The sequence below is a fragment of the Kribbella sp. NPDC023855 genome, from assembly GCF_040639475.1.
Classification (GTDB): Bacteria; Actinomycetota; Actinomycetes; order Propionibacteriales; family Kribbellaceae; genus Kribbella.
Map to the genome: position 1 here is coordinate 440,623 of NZ_JBFAAA010000003.1, position 16,823 is coordinate 457,445.

Here is a 16,823-nt window from a genome sequence, read left to right on the forward strand (position 1 = left end):
GAAGGCCTCGATGCGGTGTTCATCGTGGCCTTCCCTCCAACGCCGCGAGGTGCGTGCCTGGACACCGGAGATGGTGTGCGGAGGGCGGTGTAGTACGCGAGGTTGATCACGGCTCTGACAGGCGCCGAAATTCGCTGGACATTCGGGCGGCCTACGCTTGCATCTCGTGAGCGAATCTCCAATGAGCCGGCCGGCCATCGAGACCCGGGGCCGGGAAGCGAGCGAGGAGTGTTGCCGTGAGCTTGTCTGACCCGGTCCGACCCGGTTCCCTGTCCGGTGCCGAGCCGGCACCGCGGCTGGTGGTTCGCAGCCAGCGGGTCGAGGGCGTCGCCGCCGCCCTGATGGACCATCTGCCGCCGACCGGCGGGCTGGCCTGGGTACGCCGGGGCGACGGGCACGTCGGCTGGGGCGTCGCCGCCCGGCTGGACGTTGCCGGTAGCAACCGGTTCGCCGAGGCACAGCAATGGTGGAAGGAGCTCACCGCCAGCGCCGTGGTGCGGGACGAGATCGGCGTACCAGGCTCTGGACTGGTCTGCTTCGGGTCGTTCGGGTTCACCGACTCCGACGCCAGTGAGCTGGTGGTGCCGGAGGTGATCGTCGGCCGGCGCGGTGGCATCACCTGGGTGACCACGATCTCCGGGGCGAGCTCGCTGGCCGCGCCGCCGGAGCTGACGTCGTACGAGCCGGATCCGGTCGGTGCGGTCGCCTTCGCCGACGGTGCGCGGTCCGGTACCGAGTGGGCGGGCATCGTCGCCGACGCGGTCAAGCGGATCACCAGCGGTGAGCTGGAGAAGGTGGTGCTCGCGCGCGACCTGATCGCGATCTCACCCAACCCGATCGACCTGCGCTGGCCGCTGCGCCGGCTGGCGGCGGCGTACCCGAACTGCTGGACCTTCTCGGTCGACGGCCTGATCGGCGCCACCCCCGAACTGCTGGTACGCCGTGAAAAAGGGCTGATCACTTCGCGTGTGCTGGCGGGCACGATCCGTCGTACTGGTGACGACGCGCACGACCTGGCGCTGGCCGCGTCGCTGGCTCGGTCTAGCAAGGATCTCGAGGAGCACGAGTTCGCGGTCCGCTCGGTGGCCGACGCGTTGAAGCCGCACTGCAAGTCGATGAACGTGCCCGAGACCCCGTTCGTGCTGCACCTGCCGAACGTGATGCACCTGGCCTCCGACGTCGCCGGCGTCGCGGCCAACGGCGCTTCCGCACTCGGCCTGGCCGCCGCACTGCACCCGTCCGCGGCGGTCTGCGGTACGCCGACCGACGTCGCCCGGGACGTGATCGGCGAGATCGAGGGGATGCCCCGGGGCCGGTTCAGCGGGCCGGTCGGCTGGATGGACGCGGCCGGCGACGGTGAGTGGTGCATCGCGCTGCGGTGCGGCCAGGCCGATCCCGAGGACCCGACCCGGATGCGGCTGTTCGCCGGTGCCGGCATCGTCGCGGGCTCCGACCCGGAGGCCGAACTGGCCGAGACGAACGCCAAGCTCGTACCGATGAGAGATGCGCTGGGAGACTGACTGTGAAGCTCACCAAGTACTCGCATGCCTGCGTCACGCTGGAGAAGGACGGCAAGGTCCTGCTGGTCGATCCGGGCAATTTCGCCGAGGATGCGGCGTTCGAGGGTGTTGACGCGATCCTGGTCACGCACGAGCACCCGGACCATTTCGACGTCGACCGGCTGAAGCACGTGGACGCCCCGATCTGGACCAACGCCGGGGTCGCCGCGCGGGCCGGTGAGCTGGCCGAGCGGGTCCAGGTCGTTGCCGATGGCGACGTTTTCGAGGCGGCCGGTTTCGCGGTCCGTGCCTACGGCAAGGATCACGCGGTGATCCTGCCGGAGCTGGGTGTTCCGTGCGTCAATGTCGGTTTTCTGATCGAGGACGCGGTCTACCACCCGGGCGACTCTTTCACCCAGCCGGACCGCAAGGTGCACACGAACCTGGTGCCGATCGGTGGTCCGTGGTTCTCACTGCCGCCGGCCGTCGAGTACGCGCGCGCCGTCCAGGCCGAGCAGACCATCGGCATCCACGAGGCACCGCTGAGCGCGGTCGGTCAGGGCCAGGCGAAGCGCTTCCTCGACGGCCAGGGCGGCCGGCCGTTCCTGCTCGTCACCCCGGGCGACTCTGTCGAGGTCAACTGACATTTGTCACCACTACCGGTGACAGCTGCACACCACCGGCCGCCGCCCGGCCACCAAGCTGGTTCGTATGGACGAATCAGCGATCATCCAGGTCGACCGGCTCACCCGCCGGTACGCCGGCCGACCGGCGTACGACGCTGTTCGGGGTATCGACTTCTCGGTCCGGCGGGGTGAGCTCTTCGCGCTGCTCGGCACCAACGGTGCGGGCAAGACCTCGACGCTCGAGGTGCTCGAGGGTCTCGCCCGGCCGACCTCCGGGACCGTCCGGGTGTTCGGCCACGACCCGTACCGCGAACGGCGAGCCGTCCGGCCGCGGACCGGAATCATGTTGCAGGACAGGGGTTTCGCCGCCGACCTGACTGTCGCTGAGACCGTCAAGATGTGGACCGGCACGCTCAGCAATCCGCGCCCGGCCGGGGAGATCCTGGAGCTTGTCGAGTTGACCGGCAGGGCAGGCGTCCGGGTCCGCCAGCTGTCCGGCGGGGAGCGTCAACGGCTCAGCCTGGCCCTGGCGATCGCCGGCCATCCCGACCTCTTGTTCCTCGACGAACCGACCGCGGGCCTCGACCCGGAGCACCGGCAGCACACCTGGCAACTGATGTCCCACCTGCTGCATTCCGGTACGACGATCCTGCTCACCACCCACTACCTGGCCGAAGCCGCCGAGCTGGCCGACCGCCTCGCGATCCTGCACCACGGCCGCATCGTCGCCCTAGGCACCCCACCCGAAATAGCCGCCATCCGCCCAGCCCGCATCACCTTCCACCTCCCCACCGACGCAACCCTCCCACCCCTGCCAGAAGTAGTTGCCACAATCAACGGAACCCACGTGGTCCTCGACACCGAGAACCTCCAGCCCACCCTCACAGCACTACTCACCTGGGCAGCCCGCAACGACCTCAACCTGGAAGAACTCACCGCCCGCCCAGCCTCCCTGGAAGAAGCCTTCCTAAGCATCGCCGAATCTGATCAGGGAGTGCTCGCATGAGGTCATTGGCCTGGTCGGAAGCCTTGCTACTGCGGCGCAATCCCCTGGCGGTCCTGATCGCGGTCGGGCTCCCGGTCGCCGTAGTCCTTGGGTTGCGGTCGTCGGCGGAGTTGATGGCTGCGGTGGCTGCCGATCCGGGGGTGGCGATTGTCGTCACCGTGAGTGCGGTGGCTTTGAATCTCTTCGTCTACTACCACCTCGTCACGGCGCTGGTCGCCCGTCGCGAGGAGCTCATGCTCAAGCGGCTACGCACGGGCGAGGCGACAGACCTGCAGATCCTGGCCGGTACTGCGACACCCGCAGTGGCGATCGCCTGGGGTCAGGCCGTGCTGGCCGCTGTCACAAGCGCCGCACTGTTCGGCCTCCCGCTACTGGTGAACCCTCCGCTCATCATCCTCGCCCTGATGCTCGGTTCGCTCGTGTTCGTCCTCCTGGCGACTGCAACCACAGCACTGACCAGCAGCGTGGAGATGGCCCAGCTGACGACGACGCCATTGCTGGTCATCCCGCTGACCTTCAGCGGCCTCTACTTCCCCCTCGCCGATCTCTCGGAGCCTCTGGAGCAGCTGGCCAGGCTGCTGCCGCTCACACCGGTAGTGGAACTCCTGCGACTCGGGCTCTCGGGCACTGTCGCCGACGGGAGCACTGTGGACTTCGCCGGGTCGTTCGGACCCGCAGTACGGCCTCTGCTTGTCCTGCTCGCTTGGGTGGTCGTGGGCGGTCTGGCGACGCGCCGCTGGTTCCGTTGGGAGCCACGCCGTTGACCATCGTGACAGGCTGATCACTATGGTGCCCGTCCCGCGCTGGTGGCTGAACCGCAGCAGAGCCGAGCGCTTCGACATCAGCCTGCGCTGGCCGCTGTACGCCCTGTGTTGCGCGGAGTTCTTCCTCGCGCTGCTGATCACCTTCGGCACCCGGGACTTCAGGCCTGCCGCAGTGGTCGTCTTCCTGCTCATCGCGCTTGCGCACACTGTGGTGAACCTGCTCGTACTCCGGGCCGGCATCGCGCAGTACTTGGGCGGGACGCGAGTGAGCAATCGCCTGGTGGCGACCGCCGTGGCCCTGACCGTCGCAGGAGTTCCGGCGGCGGCTCTCGCGTTCCCATCCTTCCGGTGGACCGGTGAAGACTCAGGGATCCGCGACCTGACGATCGTGCTGCTGGTGGGCGCCCTGCTTTTCGCGCTGACCCCGATGCTGCGGCCGTCGGCTCTCCTCGCCCTCATCCTGCTGGGAGCCGTGGTGAACGGCGCGCTGTCGGTCCGGGTGGGGCCGGCCCTCGTGAACGCCTATTCGCTGGGCTGCATCGTGTTCGCCTGCCGCATCACGGTTTGGACGCTCAGCCTCGGCTGGGAGATCGACCGCTCCAGGGCGCTGACCGCCCAACTGGCGATCGCCGAGGAGCGGCTGCGTTTCGGGCGAGACCTGCACGACACGCTCGGCCGCAACCTGTCGCTGGTCGCAGTACAGAGTGAGCTTGCCGCTGCCCTCGCCAACCGTGGTGACCCCAAAGCTGCGGAGCAGATGCTGGACGTACGCCGGATCGCCCACGACTCCCTCCGCGAGATGCGAGCCGTGGTCGGTGGCTACCGCGCCACGGACCTCACCACCGAGCTGGCCGGCGCCCAGTCGGTACTCCGGTCCGCAGGGGTCAACTGCCGGGTGATCGGTGACGGCTCGGCCCTGCTGCCCGCCACGCAGGCAGCTCTGGGCTGGGTCGTCCGAGAGGGCACCACGAACGTCATCCGGCACACCAACGCCACCACCTGCAAGATCGAGCTGGATCACAGCCCCGCCGGGACCGTGCTGCGGATGGACAATGACGGCGTGAGCTCCAGCACCTCCAACGGCGGCGGCATGGGGATCACCGGTCTGCGCGAGCGGCTCGCTGAGCTCGGCGGGACCCTGACGGTCGATAATCCTCCAGGGCGGTTCGTCCTGGTCGCGCGGCTGCCGGTGGTCGCGTGATCCGGCTGCTGCTCGCCGACGACGAGAACCTGATCAGGACCGCACTCGCCGCCCTGCTGTCGCTGGAGGACGACCTGGAGGTGGTCGGCCAGGCAGCATCCGCCGACGAGGCAGTGGCCATGGCGCGGTTGCACCGGCCGGACGTCGCAGTACTGGATCTTCAGATGCCCGGACTGGCTGCGTCGTCGGCGATGGGCGGAATCGGTGTAGTCGAGGCGCTGCACAAGGAACTGCCGGAGTGCACCTGCGTGATCGTCACCGGCCACGGCCGGCCCGGCTATCTGAAGCAGGCACTGGCGGCCGGTGCTCGCGGCTTCCTACCGAAGACTGTGTCGGCGCACGTCTTCGCCGACGTCATCCGCACGATCCACGCCGGCGGCCGGTACGTCGACCCGGAGCTCGCCGCCGAAGCCATCAGCGCCGGTGACAACCCGCTGACTCCCCGCGAAGCCGAGGTCCTCGAATACGCCGCCGACGGCGCCCCGATCGAACAGATCGCCGAGCGCGCATCCCTCTCCCCCGGCACCGTCCGCAACTACCTGTCGTCCGCAGCCACCAAGCTCGGCACCAGCAACCGCCACGAATCAGTCCAACTCGCCCGCACCCACGGCTGGATCTAGCCGGTAGACAACCAGGTCGACCAGCGGCCGGTAGCCGATGGCGGCGTAGATCTTGTTGGACGTCGGGTTGGCGAGATCGGTGTGCAAGCACACCTGGGAACCGGCGTCCAGCAACTGCCGGGTGACGTGCGCGGTGAGTGCACCCGCGTAACCGCGACCGCGGTCGCGCGGCGGGGTGTAGACCGGACCGACTCTGGTCGCGCCGAAGAGCGTCGCCTGATGCCCGACCACACTCACCACCCGGCCTTCGTTCTCCCAGACCCACAGCCTGCCCCGCTCGATCCTGGTGCGCGCCCAGCCCTCTTCCTCAGCGGGTGGCAGACCATGCCCGACGTCGGCTCGGTAGCCGGGCATCAAGGCCGCGATGACCTCGACGTCCGCCGCTACAGCCCGCCGAGGAGCACCGTCGGCCTTGAGCGCCACGAACTCGTCGAGCTTGTGCAGCCGGATTCCCTGCGTCTGCCGCGGAGTCTTGCCGTTGCGCGCGGCAAGCAACTCGGCCAGCCGTCGCGCGGCGCTCGCAGTACCGCCGATCTCGTCGGGGTTCGGTGCCAGGTCGGCGCAGACGTCGACGATCACTGGGACCAGGGTGTCGGGGAGAGCGCCGAGCTGGATACCTCGGGATGCACTGCAGAAGACCGCGCCGATGACGGCGTCGTGGTCGTCATGGACGGACAGGAACACCGGCGATGCCGGGTCGTGCATGATGCCGTTGACCCTGTCCTCGACATTGCTGAGCAAGGACGTGTGGAGGATCGGATCGGCTTGCAGAGAAGGGAAAACCGTCGCCTTGAATTCAGCGGGGTCGCTGGTTGTCCGGATTCTCATGAGCTGAAGGTGAGGTCGATGGCGTCGGCGACGGGGGTGTAGCCGATGCGGGCGTAGAGCTTGTTGGACGTGCGGTTGGCGAGATCGGTGTAGAGGCAAGCCTGGTTGCCCTGAGCAAGGATTTGCGCGGTGACGTGCGCGGTCAGGGCCCCGGCGTACCCGTTGCCGCGGTGTTCGGGCGGGGTGTAGACCGGGCCGACCCGGCAGACCCCGAACAGCGGCAGGTGGTACGACGCCATGCTCACCGGCACTCCGTCGACCTGCCAGAACCACAGCGCGCCTGACTCGAGCTGATGCCTGGCCCAGACCAGGTCCGGCGTCGGCGACTCGGTCGCGAAACCGTCGGTGTTCCATTCGGCGGCACGCTGGAGGTCGGACTCCGTCATCCGGCGGGGCTCGCCTTCGGCCTCGAGCTGGTTCAGCTCGATCAGTTTGTGCAGCCGGACGGCACGGGTTTCGGTCCAGGTGGTGCCGTGCAGTTCACTCCAGCGGTTCGCGAAGCTGGTCGCCGCCACGCGGTCGCCGGCCACGCCGGGGGCGTCGGGAAGCAGTTCGGCGTACGCGTCGGCCACTTCGATCGCCAGGTCCTCGCGCAGCGAGCCGAGGTGGATCGGGCGGTTGGGGGTGCGCATCGTGGCGCCCACCACCTCACCGGAGTCGTCGTGGACGGAGACGTAGTACGAGGGCTCGGTCTCCGTGGCGGGGTAGCTGCCGGCGGCGCGTTCCGCGACGTTGGTCATCAGGATGGTGTGCAGCACCGGGTCGCGCTCCAGGAAGGCGAAGGTGGTCGCCTGGAACTCGGCTGGATCGTTCGTCACCCGTACGCTCATGCCCGGCAACTCTACGGCCGGGGCGGCGTGAATTTACACTGCGTTTTATGTCCACCACGCGGTTGCTCCTGCTCGGGGTCGTCCGGATCTTCCAGCCCGCCTACGGCTATCAGCTGCGGCGCGAGCTGATGACCTGGAAGGTGGATCAGTGGGCGAACATCAACCCCGGCTCCGTCTACACCGGCCTGCGCACGCTGGCCAAGCACGGCTACCTGGTGGAGCTGGAGGAGGGTGAAGGCAACAAGCCCGGCCGGACGTCGTACAAGCTGACGGCGGACGGGGAGATGGAGTACATCTCGCTGCTGCGGGCCGCGTTGTGGAACGTCGACGGCTTCCAGCCGGGCGTGATGCAGGCCGCCCTCAGCTTCATGTGGTCGCTGCGCCGCGACGAGGTGCTGGCCGCACTGGAGTCCCGGATCGTCCAGCTGGAGCAGCTCGCCAAGCTCGAACCGTTCAAGGAGCGCCAGATCCTGGAGGACCCCGCCACCCCGAACCACGTGGTCGAGATGTTCCGCGTCTCGATGGCGCGCGACCGGGGCGAGCTGGAGTGGACCAAGGAGTTCCGGCAGCGGATCGCCGACGGCGAGTACGCGTTCGCGGGCGAGCCGCCGTCCTGGCAGCCGCCACCGGGCACGACCACGCACTGGGGCGTCATCCCGGACCCGCCGAACTGAGGTATCGAGTTCGCCGATTTAGTCAATGTTGACTATTCAAGGTTGACTGATTGAGACTGGTCGGCATGATGATCGAAGCTCGCGGACTCGTCCGCACCTTCAAGACCAAGCGCGGGCCGGTGCAGGCCGTGCAGGGGGTAGACCTGGATGTCGCCGACGGGGAGATCGTCGGCTTCCTCGGCCCGAACGGGGCCGGCAAGACCACCACCATGCGGATGCTCGCCACCCTGATCAAGCCGACCAGCGGCACCGCGACCGTCGCCGGTTGCGACCTGGCGAAGGACCCGGTCGGCGTCCGCCGGCGGATCGGCTACGTCCCGCAGAGCGGGTCGACCCTGCCCGAGGCGATCGCCGGCGACGAGGTGGTCGACCACGCCCGGCTGTACGGCGTGGACAAGAAGAAGGCAGCCGCCGACGGCCAGGCCCTGTTCGAGCAGCTGGACCTGCCCGGCCTGTGGCGACGCCAGTGCAAGACTCTGTCGGGTGGCCAGCGGCGCCGGCTCGACATCGTGATGGGGCTGATCCACGACCCCAAGCTGATCTTCCTGGACGAGCCGACCACCGGACTCGACCCGCAGGCGCGAGCGAACCTCTGGGAGCACATCCGCAGGCTGCGCGAGCGCGGCGCGACGATCTTCCTGACCACCCACTACCTGGACGAGGCCGACGCGCTCTGCGACCGGATCCTGGTCATCGACCACGGCAAGATCGTTGCCGCCGGCAAGCCGGAGGAGCTCAAGCAGCAGGTCTCCGGCGACGCGGTCCGGCTCAGCCTGGTCGACGAGACGCAGGCCACCCCGGTGACCAAGATCGTGGCCGAACTTCCCGGCGCGGTCGCGGTCGAGATCGACGGTGACGTGGTCGCCTTCCGGATCCCCAAGGGTGGTTCGGTGCTGCCGTCCCTGCTCCGCTCGATCGATGCCCAGGGCATCGAGCTGAACGGCGTCGAGGTGCACCGGCCGACCCTGGACGACGTCTTCCTGACCATGACCGGGCGCTCGCTGCGCGACGAGGACACCCCCGCGGAAGAAGAGAAGGAGGTCGCGTGATGGTGCTGCGCGAAACCTGGATCGTCTTCAACCGCGCGATGCGGCTGTCGCTGCGCAACCCGATGTGGTCCATCCTGATGCTCAGCCAGCCGCTGATGTACCTGTTCCTGTTCGGCCCGCTGCTCAAGCCGATCACCTCGACGATCAGCGAGGGCGCGACCACGAACGCCTACCAGGTGTTCATTCCCGGCCTGATCGTCCAGCTCGGCATGTTCGGCGCGATGTTCGTCGGCTTCGGCCTGATCGCGGAGTACCGGGCCGGCGTGATCGAGGCCGACCGGGTCACCCCGGCCTCGCGCATCGCACTGATGGCAGGCCGCGTACTACGGGACGTGGTGGTCCTCGTCGTACAGTCGGTCCTGTTGCTGCTGGCCGCCCTGCCGCTCGGCCTGCGCGCACCCTGGGACGGCGTACTGCTGTCGCTGGTGATCGTCGCTCTGCTCGGCGCGACCTTCGCCTCGCTCTCGTACTCCGTCGCGCTCATCACCAAGAGCGAGGACGCCCTGGCGCCGCTGCTCAACGGCATCGCCATGCCGCTCCTGCTGCTGTCGGGCATCCTGCTCCCGATGCAGATCGGCCCGACCTGGTTGCAGCGGTTGTCGGACATCAGCCCGCTCAAGCACGTGGTGAACGGCGTCCGCGCCCTCTTCCGCGGCGACATCGCCAGCAGCGCGTCCCTGTGGGGCCTGTTCTGGGTGGTCCTGCTCACCGTCATCGGCCTGACCGTCGGCGCGCGGACCTTCCGGAAGGAATCCGCCTAGCGTTCATCGGTGGGTCGCTTTGCCGAACTAGCGTCGGCGGCATGCGGGTGCCGTCGGCGTTTTTTCGTGGGCTGGTGGGGTCGGGGATCGTGGCCGCCGCATCCTTGGTGACGTCGGTGGTGCCGGAGTCCTCGTGGGTGGCGTCGCTGCCCATCGCCAGTGACCTGCGGGCCACCTTGCCCGGCCGGATGACCGGCCTGACCTTCATGGTCGCCGGGCTCGGTCTACTGGTGTGGGCTTGGCTCTCAGTCGGCCGCCAAGTGCTAGCCGGCGTGCACTGCCGCCTGACGCCGCTAGTCCTGTGCTGGAGCGCACCGCTGCTACTCATCCCTCCGCTCTTCAGCAGAGACGCCTGGAGCTACGCCGCTCAAGGCGCACTGGTCGCCAACGGCTACGACCCCTACAGCGTCGGTCCCGGCGTCCTGTCCGGCCCGGTCATCGAGGCAGTCGACCCGATGTGGATGGCGACGCCGGCGCCGTACGGGCCGTTGCCTCTCGCGTACGGCGGGCTCGCAGCGCGCCTGACCCTCGACCCGTACGTCCTGATGCTGGCGCACCGCTTGCTGGCAGTACTCGGCTTCGTGCTGATCGCCTGGGCCGTACCGCGGCTCGCTACCGCTTGCCGAGTGGACCCGATGGTTGCGACCTGGCTGGTGGTCGCCAACCCAGTGCTGATCACGCATGGCCTGGGCGCGGCGCACAACGACGTACTGATGCTGGGACTGGCTTGTTCTGCGTTTGCTCTGGCTCTGACTGGTCATTGGGGCACAGCTGCCGTACTAGCTGGTGCTGCGGCTGCGGTGAAGTTGCCCGGTGGGCTGGTGGTCATCGCGATAGCCGCAGTGATGAGTCCCTTGGCTGGTCGCGCACGTCTGCGACTGGCGAGCCTGGCGATCGCCGGTGGGGTCTCGGTGTTGACCCTGGTGACCATTGGCGAGCTGACTGGCGTCGGATCGGGGTGGCTGAGCGCACTCGACGTGCCAGGGCTCGTGCGGTCGCCGCTGTCCATCGCCAACCTCATCGGCCTGGGCGCGTCCGGAGTACTGTCCTGGCTCGGCGAGGACACCGCCGCCAAGCAGGCCTTGCAGATCGTGCGGCTGCTCGGAATGCTCGCGGCCGTCGGGTTGATAGCGCTACTGGGCCTGCGGTCCCACATTCACAATGCAGCAAGAGCAGTGGGAATTGCCTTGCTGGCAGTGGTTCTGCTGGGACCGACCGCTCACGACTGGTACTTCGTGTGGTGCCTGCCGTTCCTCGCCGTGGCCAGACCGGGCCGCAAGCTCACCACTGCTCTGATCGGCGTCAGCACGATCCTTACCATCGCTGCCCCGCTCAACTCGTCCCTGCGCGGTGCAGTCATCCCCATCCTCGTCACGACCTCGCTGGTCCTCGTGGTGCTCGGCTGCCTACTAGGTCGCCTTCGCACCCTCCAACCGGCCGTCGTGGCTACAACTGGCTGACTGCAGCCCGCAACTCGGCCTGCAGGTCGCGATGCGTCGACCGGTCGACCCGTACTTCGATGATGTCGATGCCGGCGACTGTCTGGGCCAGGGCGTCTCTTAGTGCGTCTGTTGTGTCGACGAGCCGGTACGGCGTACTGGTGGCCGCTGCAAGTGCGGAGAGGTCGACGTTGTGCGGTGTGCCGAAGACGCGCTCGAAGTGGGTGGCGTGGTCGGTGCCGCCTTGTTCGAGGGTGCTGAAGATGCCGCCGCCGTTGTCGTTGACGACCACGATGCGCAGGTCGGGACGCGGCTCGGCCGGGCCGATCACCAGGCCGTTGGCGTCGTGCAGGAACGCCAGGTCACCCACCAGCGCGTACGTCGCGCCCGCGTTCGCCAGGGCAGCGCCGACAGCGGTGGAGAGCGTGCCGTCGATGCCTGCCAGGCCGCGATTGGCCACTGTCCGGATCGGTACGACGGGCGCCAGGTCGAGGTCGCGCACCGGGTTCGACGAGGCGACGATGAGCATGCCGTCGGCACCGATGACTTCGCCCATCAGGGCGGCGACGGCCGGTCCGTTGAGGCTGCCGGAGAGCACCTTGTCGATCGCCGGCCGTGCCAGCTGGTCGGCCTGCAGCCAGCGCTCCAGCCAGTCGGTGGTGTCCGAGCCGATCACTTCGAGACCGGTCACGACGGCCGCGGCCCGGCGTCCGGCGTCCGGCCACAGACCGGTCGGCGACACGACGACCACCTCGACGTCGGGACGCGCGAGCAGCTTGCTGACCGGCCGCGACAGGGTCGGGTGCCCGAACACCAGCACCCGCTCGATCTCCTCACCCAAAGAGCTTGCCGCCAGCAACAACCGGTACGCCGAGACGACGGCCGGCCCGGTCCTCGCCCGGCTGGACGGCTCGGCGAACAACGGCCAGTTGCCGGCCTCGGCAGCGAGCCGAGCCGCCTGCGAGGCGCCGTCGCCCGCAACCACCACGGTCTTCGGTCCGGGAGCAACAGCAGAGGGCTGAGCCGCAGTAGCGTGCACACTCGTCCATGGGCCGGTACTACGCCCGTCGAGCGGCTCCGGCCAGTCGCCATCGTCAGTCGGCACCAGCGGCTCCACCAGCGGGCAGTTGAGCTGCACCGGTCCAGGGTCCGACGTGCGTGCACCTACAGCCGTCGACACGGCGCGGGCGATCTGCGAGCGCCAATACGCGACCTGGCCGACCTGCTTGCTCGGCGTACCGATCTCGTGGAAGAGGCGGACGGCGTCGCCGAACACCTTCAGCTGGTCGGTCGTCTGGTTGGCACCCGTCCCCCGGAGCTCGGGCGGGCGATCAGCGCTCAGCACGATCAGGGGCAGGCCGCTGTGGGATGCCTCGAGGACAGCCGGGTAGAGGTTGGCGACCGCAGTACCGGACGTTGTCACGACCGGCACCGGCAGGCCGGTACCGCGGATCAGTCCGATGGCGAGGAAGCCCGCAGTACGTTCGTCGATCCGTACGTGGAGGCGCAGGCGCCCGTCTCGGTCTGCAGCGGCGAGGGCCAAGGCCAGCGGCGTACTGCGCGAGCCGGGAGTCAGCACCGCCTCGCGGACGCCGGACCTGATCAGCTCGTCGACCACCACTGTCGCGAACGCCGTGGACGGGTTCATTTGCTTCCTCTCAATGCGTCTACCCTCGCGAACCGCGCTTCCCACTTGGCTGTGGTTGCTTGGTCGGCAGTTGGCAACTCTGGAGCCGGTTCAAGGCGCTTCACCGGCAGGAATCCGTTGACGGGGAGCAGCGGCTCGTCGACGACCTCTGCCGTGAACATGGAGACAGTGGCGAGGCCGCAGGCGTACGGGAGCTCCGGGAGCGCCGCCGCGAGAGCTACACCGGCAGCGATGCCTATCGACGTCTCCAGTGCGGAGGAGACGACCACCGGCAGACCGATCTGCTCAGCGATGTCCAGACAGGCCCGGACGCCTCCGATCGGCTGCACCTTCAGTACTGCGATGTCAGCGGCCTCGAGCTTCTTCACCAGCAGGGGATCCTCGGCCCGCCGGATGGACTCGTCTGCAGCAATCAGCACGTCGGTACGGCGTCGTACAGCCGCCAGGTCTTCCACTGCGGCACAGGGCTGCTCGACGTACTCCAAGTCGAACCGCCGGAGCTCCTTCAACGCCCGCAGGGCTTCGTCGACCGACCAGGCTCCATTGGCATCGATGCGCACCTGCCCACGGCCGATCGCATCCCTGACGGCCTCGACCCGCTCCAAGTCATCAGCAAGCGTCTGCCCTGGCTCAGCCACCTTCACCTTGGCCGTCGCACACCCTGACGCCCGCACAATCGCCGCAGCCCTCTCCGGCCCAACCGCCGGCACAGTGCAATTCACCGGTACGACGTCCCGCAGCGGCTGGGGCCAGCCGTCGAAGGCGGCCTCCCGAGCGGCCCGGAGCCAAGCCACACAGGTCGCGTCGTCGTAGTCCAGGAAGGGCGACCACTCGGCCCACCCTGCCGGCCCCTCGAACAACATCCCCTCGCGCACCGTGATCCCGCGGAACTTGTTCTTCAGCCCGATCGCGTAGGTGATCACCGCACACCGCCCAGCAGCCGCTGCCGATCAACCTTGCCCGAAGCAAGCATCGGCAGGCTGTCCAGCCGCACGACCTCCCGCGGCGCCCAGGTCCGCGGCAGGACCTCACCGACAAAGTCTCTGAGTTCGTCCAGTGCCACTGCGCCCACCACGAACGCCACCACCCGCGAGCCCCACTCAGCGTCAGGAGCCCCCAGCACCACGGCGTCCTTCACCTCCGGATGCTCCAGCAGCCGCGCCTGCACAGCGGTCAGTGTGACGTTGACCCCACCCGAGATCACCACGTCGTCGACCCGCCCGGTCACCCTCAGCTTGCCGTCGACCAACTCACCCCGGTCCTGCGTCCGGAACCACCCGTCCTTGAGCACCTCAGCCGTCAACTCCGGCCGCAACCGATAGCCAGAAAACAGCGTCGGCCCGCTGATGCAGATTCTGTGGTCGTCCAGCCGCAGCGAGGTGCCTTGCAGTGGTTCGCCTGCGTAGACGCAGCCACTGCCCGTCTCGGTCATGCCGTAGGACGGGATCGCTGTGACGCCCGCGGCAGCAGCCTTCGCCTTCAAATCCGCAGGCATCGCCGCCCCACCGATGATGATCGCGTCGAAGGTCAGCAGCGCGTCCTGCTCCGTCTCGAGATAGCGAGCGAGCTGCGTCGGGACCATCGCGGTGTAGCGCCTCTCCCCCGTCATCGTCTTGGCCGCGGCCGTGAAGCTCGGGTGGTCGGCCGCCACCACCGGCGCGCAGCCGGCCAGCACCGAGCGGGTGAGGATCTGCAACCCGCCCACGAAGTACGGCTGCATCGGCAGTAGCCACTGGCCCGGTCCACCCAGCCGCTCGTGGGTGGCGGTGGCAGACGCGACCAGCGCGCTGGTGGAGAGCATCACGCCCTTGGGCTCGCCCGACGAGCCGGAGGTGGTCAGTACGACCCCACAGTCCTCCAGCTCGAGCGGCTCGCCCGAAACCACCGCCTGCCGCACCCGCTCCGCCGAGGCGGGATCACCCGGCAACGGAGCGAACGCAGTACCGGTGCCTTCGAGGAGGGCGCTCAGAGCCGACAGCACGGCATCCGGGGTGCCAGGGACCAGCCGCAACGTAGACATGTCACTCCGAGCGTACGGCGCGGCCCGGTGGGCCCCGCAGCCTGTGCCGCCTGCAAGCCCTTGCCCAGCGGCTGACAGAATCGGTTGCCATGGCCACCCCTGCCCAGTGGATCGAAGGCGCCCGCCCTCGCACCCTGCCCGCCGCGATCGCCCCTGTGCTCGTCGGCACGGGCGCAGCCGCCTACTTGGACGGCTTCGTCTGGTGGAAGGCCCTGCTGGCGCTGGGCGTCGCTCTGGCGCTCCAGATCGGCGTCAACTACGCCAATGACTACAGCGACGGCATCCGCGGTACCGACGAGAACCGGGTCGGCCCACTGCGCCTGGTGGGCTCCAAGGTGGCCAGCCCGCAGCAGGTGAAGACCGTGGCGTTCATCTGCTTCGGCCTCGGCGCAGTACTCGGCCTGGTGCTCACCGCGACGACCACTTGGTGGATGCTCGTCCCAGGAGCCGCCTCGATCCTCGGAGCCTGGTTCTACACGGGCGGCAAGAAGCCCTACGGCTACCGGGCTCTTGGTGAGGTCAGCGTCTTCGTGTTCTTCGGCCTGGTCGCAGTACTCGGTACTACGTACGTCCAGGCCGAGAAGCTGCACTGGACAGCAGTAGCCGGTGCAGTGGCCATCGGGAGCATCGCCTGCGCTCTCCTGGTCGCCAACAACCTCCGCGACATCCCCACCGACTCGGTGACCGGCAAGCGGACTCTGGCCGTAGTACTGGGTGCTGCCCGCTCCCGCCGCCTGTACGCCGGGCTGGTCGCGCTCGCCTTCATCCTGGCGGCCCTGTCAGCACTGGCGACCCCCTGGGCACTCCTGGCCCTCATCGCTCTGCCGCTGGCGGTCAAGTCGATCAAGGTCGTCGTCAGCGACGCGGTCGGCCCGGCACTCATCCCGGTGCTCAAGGGCACCGGCCTCACCGAATTGGTCTACGCCGCCGGTCTCACGGTCGGCCTGTTCCTCGGGAGCTGATCGCGGTACGCAGAGCCTGGACCGTGGGACCCAGTTCCGCGTCGGCGGCGAACACGTTCAGTGCGGACGACAGGACTTCCGCATAGGTGGCGCGTGCCAGCTCGTAGCGCTGCCGACCCTGGTCGGTGATGACCGCGTAGACACCGCGCTTGTCTGACGGGCACAGGTCCTTGTAGGCGAACCCGGCCTTCTGTAGCCGCTCGACCAGTCGCGTGACCGAGGACTGCCCCAGGCCCACCTTGTCGGCGAGGTCCTGCATCCGCAGCTCGCTGGTGTCGGAGTGGGCGAGATGCTCCAGCGAGCGGTACTCCGACAGCCCGATCTGGTGCCGGCTGTGCAGAGCCAGGGTCAGTTCGCGTTCCACCCGGGCGTGCAGCATCAGGACGCGATCCCACGCACTGGTGTCGGACGCGCGCGCGGTCACGGAGGTCGTCATGGACTCAGAGTACATGCTCATACAAGCATTCACGGGACCTGTTGCTCCCTGTGTTGACGAAGATCGTGATGAAGTGTTTGCATGTACAAGCAAATACTCACCGCGAAAGGATCTCCCATGCAGTGGCTCTACCTCGGTGTCGCGGTCGTCTTCGAGATCGTCGTCGCGATCGCGGCCGGCAAGGCGGAAGGCTTCACCAACCGCAAGTGGACGCTCGTGACGCTGGTCAGCGGCGCCTTCGGCACGTACTTCCTCAGCCGGGCGCTGCTGACCTTCAACGTCGGCGTCGGCTACGCCGTGTGGACCTCGGTGTCCGGAGTCGGCATCACGCTGCTCGGCGCACTGCTGTTCGGCCAGCGGCTCAGCTGGCGCAAGGGGCTGGGCATCGCGGCGATCATCGCCGGAGTCGTCGGCCTCCAGCTCAGCGGCGCTGCGTAGTACCGGCCTGTCCTCGTCCGAT

The 16,823-nt window shown here is 68.3% G+C and carries 18 protein-coding genes; 12 read left to right on the forward strand and 6 right to left on the reverse strand.

Annotated elements, in window-relative coordinates; genetic code table 11:
• The first annotated feature begins 236 nt into the window (after nucleotides 1-236).
• The 6 genes from AB0F51_RS12920 (at nucleotide 237) to AB0F51_RS12945 (ending at nucleotide 5,716) form a co-directional block, all read left to right on the forward strand.
• Entirely contained in the window at nucleotides 237-1,520 is a 1,284-nt protein-coding gene (locus tag AB0F51_RS12920) for an isochorismate synthase (RefSeq protein ID WP_360278445.1), read from the forward strand.
• Nucleotides 1,521-1,522: 2 nt separating this feature from the next.
• Nucleotides 1,523-2,143 carry an MBL fold metallo-hydrolase gene (locus AB0F51_RS12925; protein WP_360278448.1) on the forward strand — a complete coding sequence of 207 codons (621 nt, stop codon included), beginning with the start codon at nucleotides 1,523-1,525 and terminating at the stop codon, nucleotides 2,141-2,143.
• Nucleotides 2,144-2,210: 67 nt separating this feature from the next.
• Complete coding sequence (locus tag AB0F51_RS12930) at nucleotides 2,211-3,131, forward strand: ABC transporter ATP-binding protein (RefSeq protein WP_360278451.1); 921 nt, start codon at nucleotides 2,211-2,213, stop codon at nucleotides 3,129-3,131.
• A complete protein-coding gene (locus tag AB0F51_RS12935) occupies nucleotides 3,128-3,895 on the forward strand; it encodes an ABC transporter permease (RefSeq protein WP_360278453.1) in 768 nt (255 codons plus the stop codon). Before AB0F51_RS12930 ends, AB0F51_RS12935 begins: the two co-directional genes overlap by 4 nt.
• A 22-nt stretch (nucleotides 3,896-3,917) precedes the next feature.
• Nucleotides 3,918-5,096 (forward strand): histidine kinase, encoded by a 1,179-nt coding sequence (locus AB0F51_RS12940; RefSeq protein ID WP_360278456.1) that lies wholly within the window; start codon nucleotides 3,918-3,920, stop codon nucleotides 5,094-5,096.
• Nucleotides 5,093-5,716 (forward strand): response regulator transcription factor, encoded by a 624-nt coding sequence (locus tag AB0F51_RS12945; RefSeq protein WP_360278459.1) that lies wholly within the window; start codon nucleotides 5,093-5,095, stop codon nucleotides 5,714-5,716. The genes AB0F51_RS12940 and AB0F51_RS12945 overlap by 4 nt, the downstream gene beginning before the upstream one ends.
• Here AB0F51_RS12945 and AB0F51_RS12950 read toward each other — a convergent pair.
• Nucleotides 5,681-6,544, reverse strand: coding sequence for a GNAT family N-acetyltransferase (locus AB0F51_RS12950; RefSeq protein WP_360278462.1), 864 nt, complete (start codon nucleotides 6,542-6,544; stop codon nucleotides 5,681-5,683). The two genes, AB0F51_RS12945 and AB0F51_RS12950, sit on opposite strands and share 36 nt — an antisense overlap.
• Nucleotides 6,541-7,374: a GNAT family N-acetyltransferase gene (locus AB0F51_RS12955; RefSeq protein ID WP_360278465.1), complete on the reverse strand. Its 834-nt coding sequence runs from the start codon at nucleotides 7,372-7,374 to the stop codon at nucleotides 6,541-6,543. Before AB0F51_RS12955 ends, AB0F51_RS12950 begins: the two co-directional genes overlap by 4 nt.
• A gap of 47 nt (nucleotides 7,375-7,421) precedes the next feature.
• Between AB0F51_RS12955 and AB0F51_RS12960 the strand changes: the two genes are divergently transcribed.
• The 4 genes from AB0F51_RS12960 (at nucleotide 7,422) to mptB (ending at nucleotide 11,318) form a co-directional block, all read left to right on the forward strand.
• Nucleotides 7,422-8,048: a PadR family transcriptional regulator gene (locus AB0F51_RS12960; protein ID WP_360278468.1), complete on the forward strand. Its 627-nt coding sequence runs from the start codon at nucleotides 7,422-7,424 to the stop codon at nucleotides 8,046-8,048.
• Nucleotides 8,049-8,113: 65 nt separating this feature from the next.
• Nucleotides 8,114-9,097: an ATP-binding cassette domain-containing protein gene (locus tag AB0F51_RS12965; RefSeq protein WP_360278470.1), complete on the forward strand. Its 984-nt coding sequence runs from the start codon at nucleotides 8,114-8,116 to the stop codon at nucleotides 9,095-9,097.
• Nucleotides 9,097-9,858 carry an ABC transporter permease gene (locus AB0F51_RS12970; protein ID WP_360278472.1) on the forward strand — a complete coding sequence of 254 codons (762 nt, stop codon included), beginning with the start codon at nucleotides 9,097-9,099 and terminating at the stop codon, nucleotides 9,856-9,858. The genes AB0F51_RS12965 and AB0F51_RS12970 overlap by 1 nt, the downstream gene beginning before the upstream one ends.
• Nucleotides 9,859-9,899: 41 nt before the next feature.
• The gene (gene mptB, locus AB0F51_RS12975; protein ID WP_360278475.1) at nucleotides 9,900-11,318 is read left to right on the forward strand and encodes a polyprenol phosphomannose-dependent alpha 1,6 mannosyltransferase MptB; all 1,419 of its coding nucleotides are present in this window, start codon (nucleotides 9,900-9,902) and stop codon (nucleotides 11,316-11,318) included.
• Here mptB and menD read toward each other — a convergent pair.
• Genes menD through menE form a run of 3 tightly spaced genes read right to left on the reverse strand, consistent with a single transcriptional unit; the run spans nucleotide 11,305 to nucleotide 14,965 of the window.
• Complete coding sequence (gene menD, locus AB0F51_RS12980; protein WP_360278478.1) at nucleotides 11,305-12,945, reverse strand: 2-succinyl-5-enolpyruvyl-6-hydroxy-3-cyclohexene-1-carboxylic-acid synthase; 1,641 nt, start codon at nucleotides 12,943-12,945, stop codon at nucleotides 11,305-11,307. The genes mptB and menD overlap by 14 nt on opposite strands.
• On the reverse strand, nucleotides 12,942-13,868 hold the full coding sequence (locus AB0F51_RS12985; protein ID WP_360278481.1) for an o-succinylbenzoate synthase: 927 nt from the start codon (nucleotides 13,866-13,868) through the stop codon (nucleotides 12,942-12,944). The genes menD and AB0F51_RS12985 overlap by 4 nt, the downstream gene beginning before the upstream one ends.
• Complete coding sequence (gene menE / locus AB0F51_RS12990) at nucleotides 13,865-14,965, reverse strand: o-succinylbenzoate--CoA ligase (protein ID WP_360278484.1); 1,101 nt, start codon at nucleotides 14,963-14,965, stop codon at nucleotides 13,865-13,867. The genes AB0F51_RS12985 and menE overlap by 4 nt, the downstream gene beginning before the upstream one ends.
• 89 nt (nucleotides 14,966-15,054) lie before the next feature.
• Between menE and AB0F51_RS12995 the strand changes: the two genes are divergently transcribed.
• The gene (locus tag AB0F51_RS12995) at nucleotides 15,055-15,927 is read left to right on the forward strand and encodes a 1,4-dihydroxy-2-naphthoate polyprenyltransferase (protein WP_360278487.1); all 873 of its coding nucleotides are present in this window, start codon (nucleotides 15,055-15,057) and stop codon (nucleotides 15,925-15,927) included.
• On the opposite strand, the gene AB0F51_RS13000 is transcribed toward AB0F51_RS12995, so the two are convergent.
• Complete coding sequence (locus AB0F51_RS13000; protein WP_360278490.1) at nucleotides 15,899-16,363, reverse strand: MarR family transcriptional regulator; 465 nt, start codon at nucleotides 16,361-16,363, stop codon at nucleotides 15,899-15,901. The genes AB0F51_RS12995 and AB0F51_RS13000 overlap by 29 nt on opposite strands.
• A 117-nt stretch (nucleotides 16,364-16,480) precedes the next feature.
• On the opposite strand from AB0F51_RS13000, the gene AB0F51_RS13005 reads away from it, so the two are divergent.
• Complete coding sequence (locus tag AB0F51_RS13005; RefSeq protein WP_360278493.1) at nucleotides 16,481-16,801, forward strand: multidrug efflux SMR transporter; 321 nt, start codon at nucleotides 16,481-16,483, stop codon at nucleotides 16,799-16,801.
• Nucleotides 16,802-16,823 lie beyond the last annotated feature (22 nt).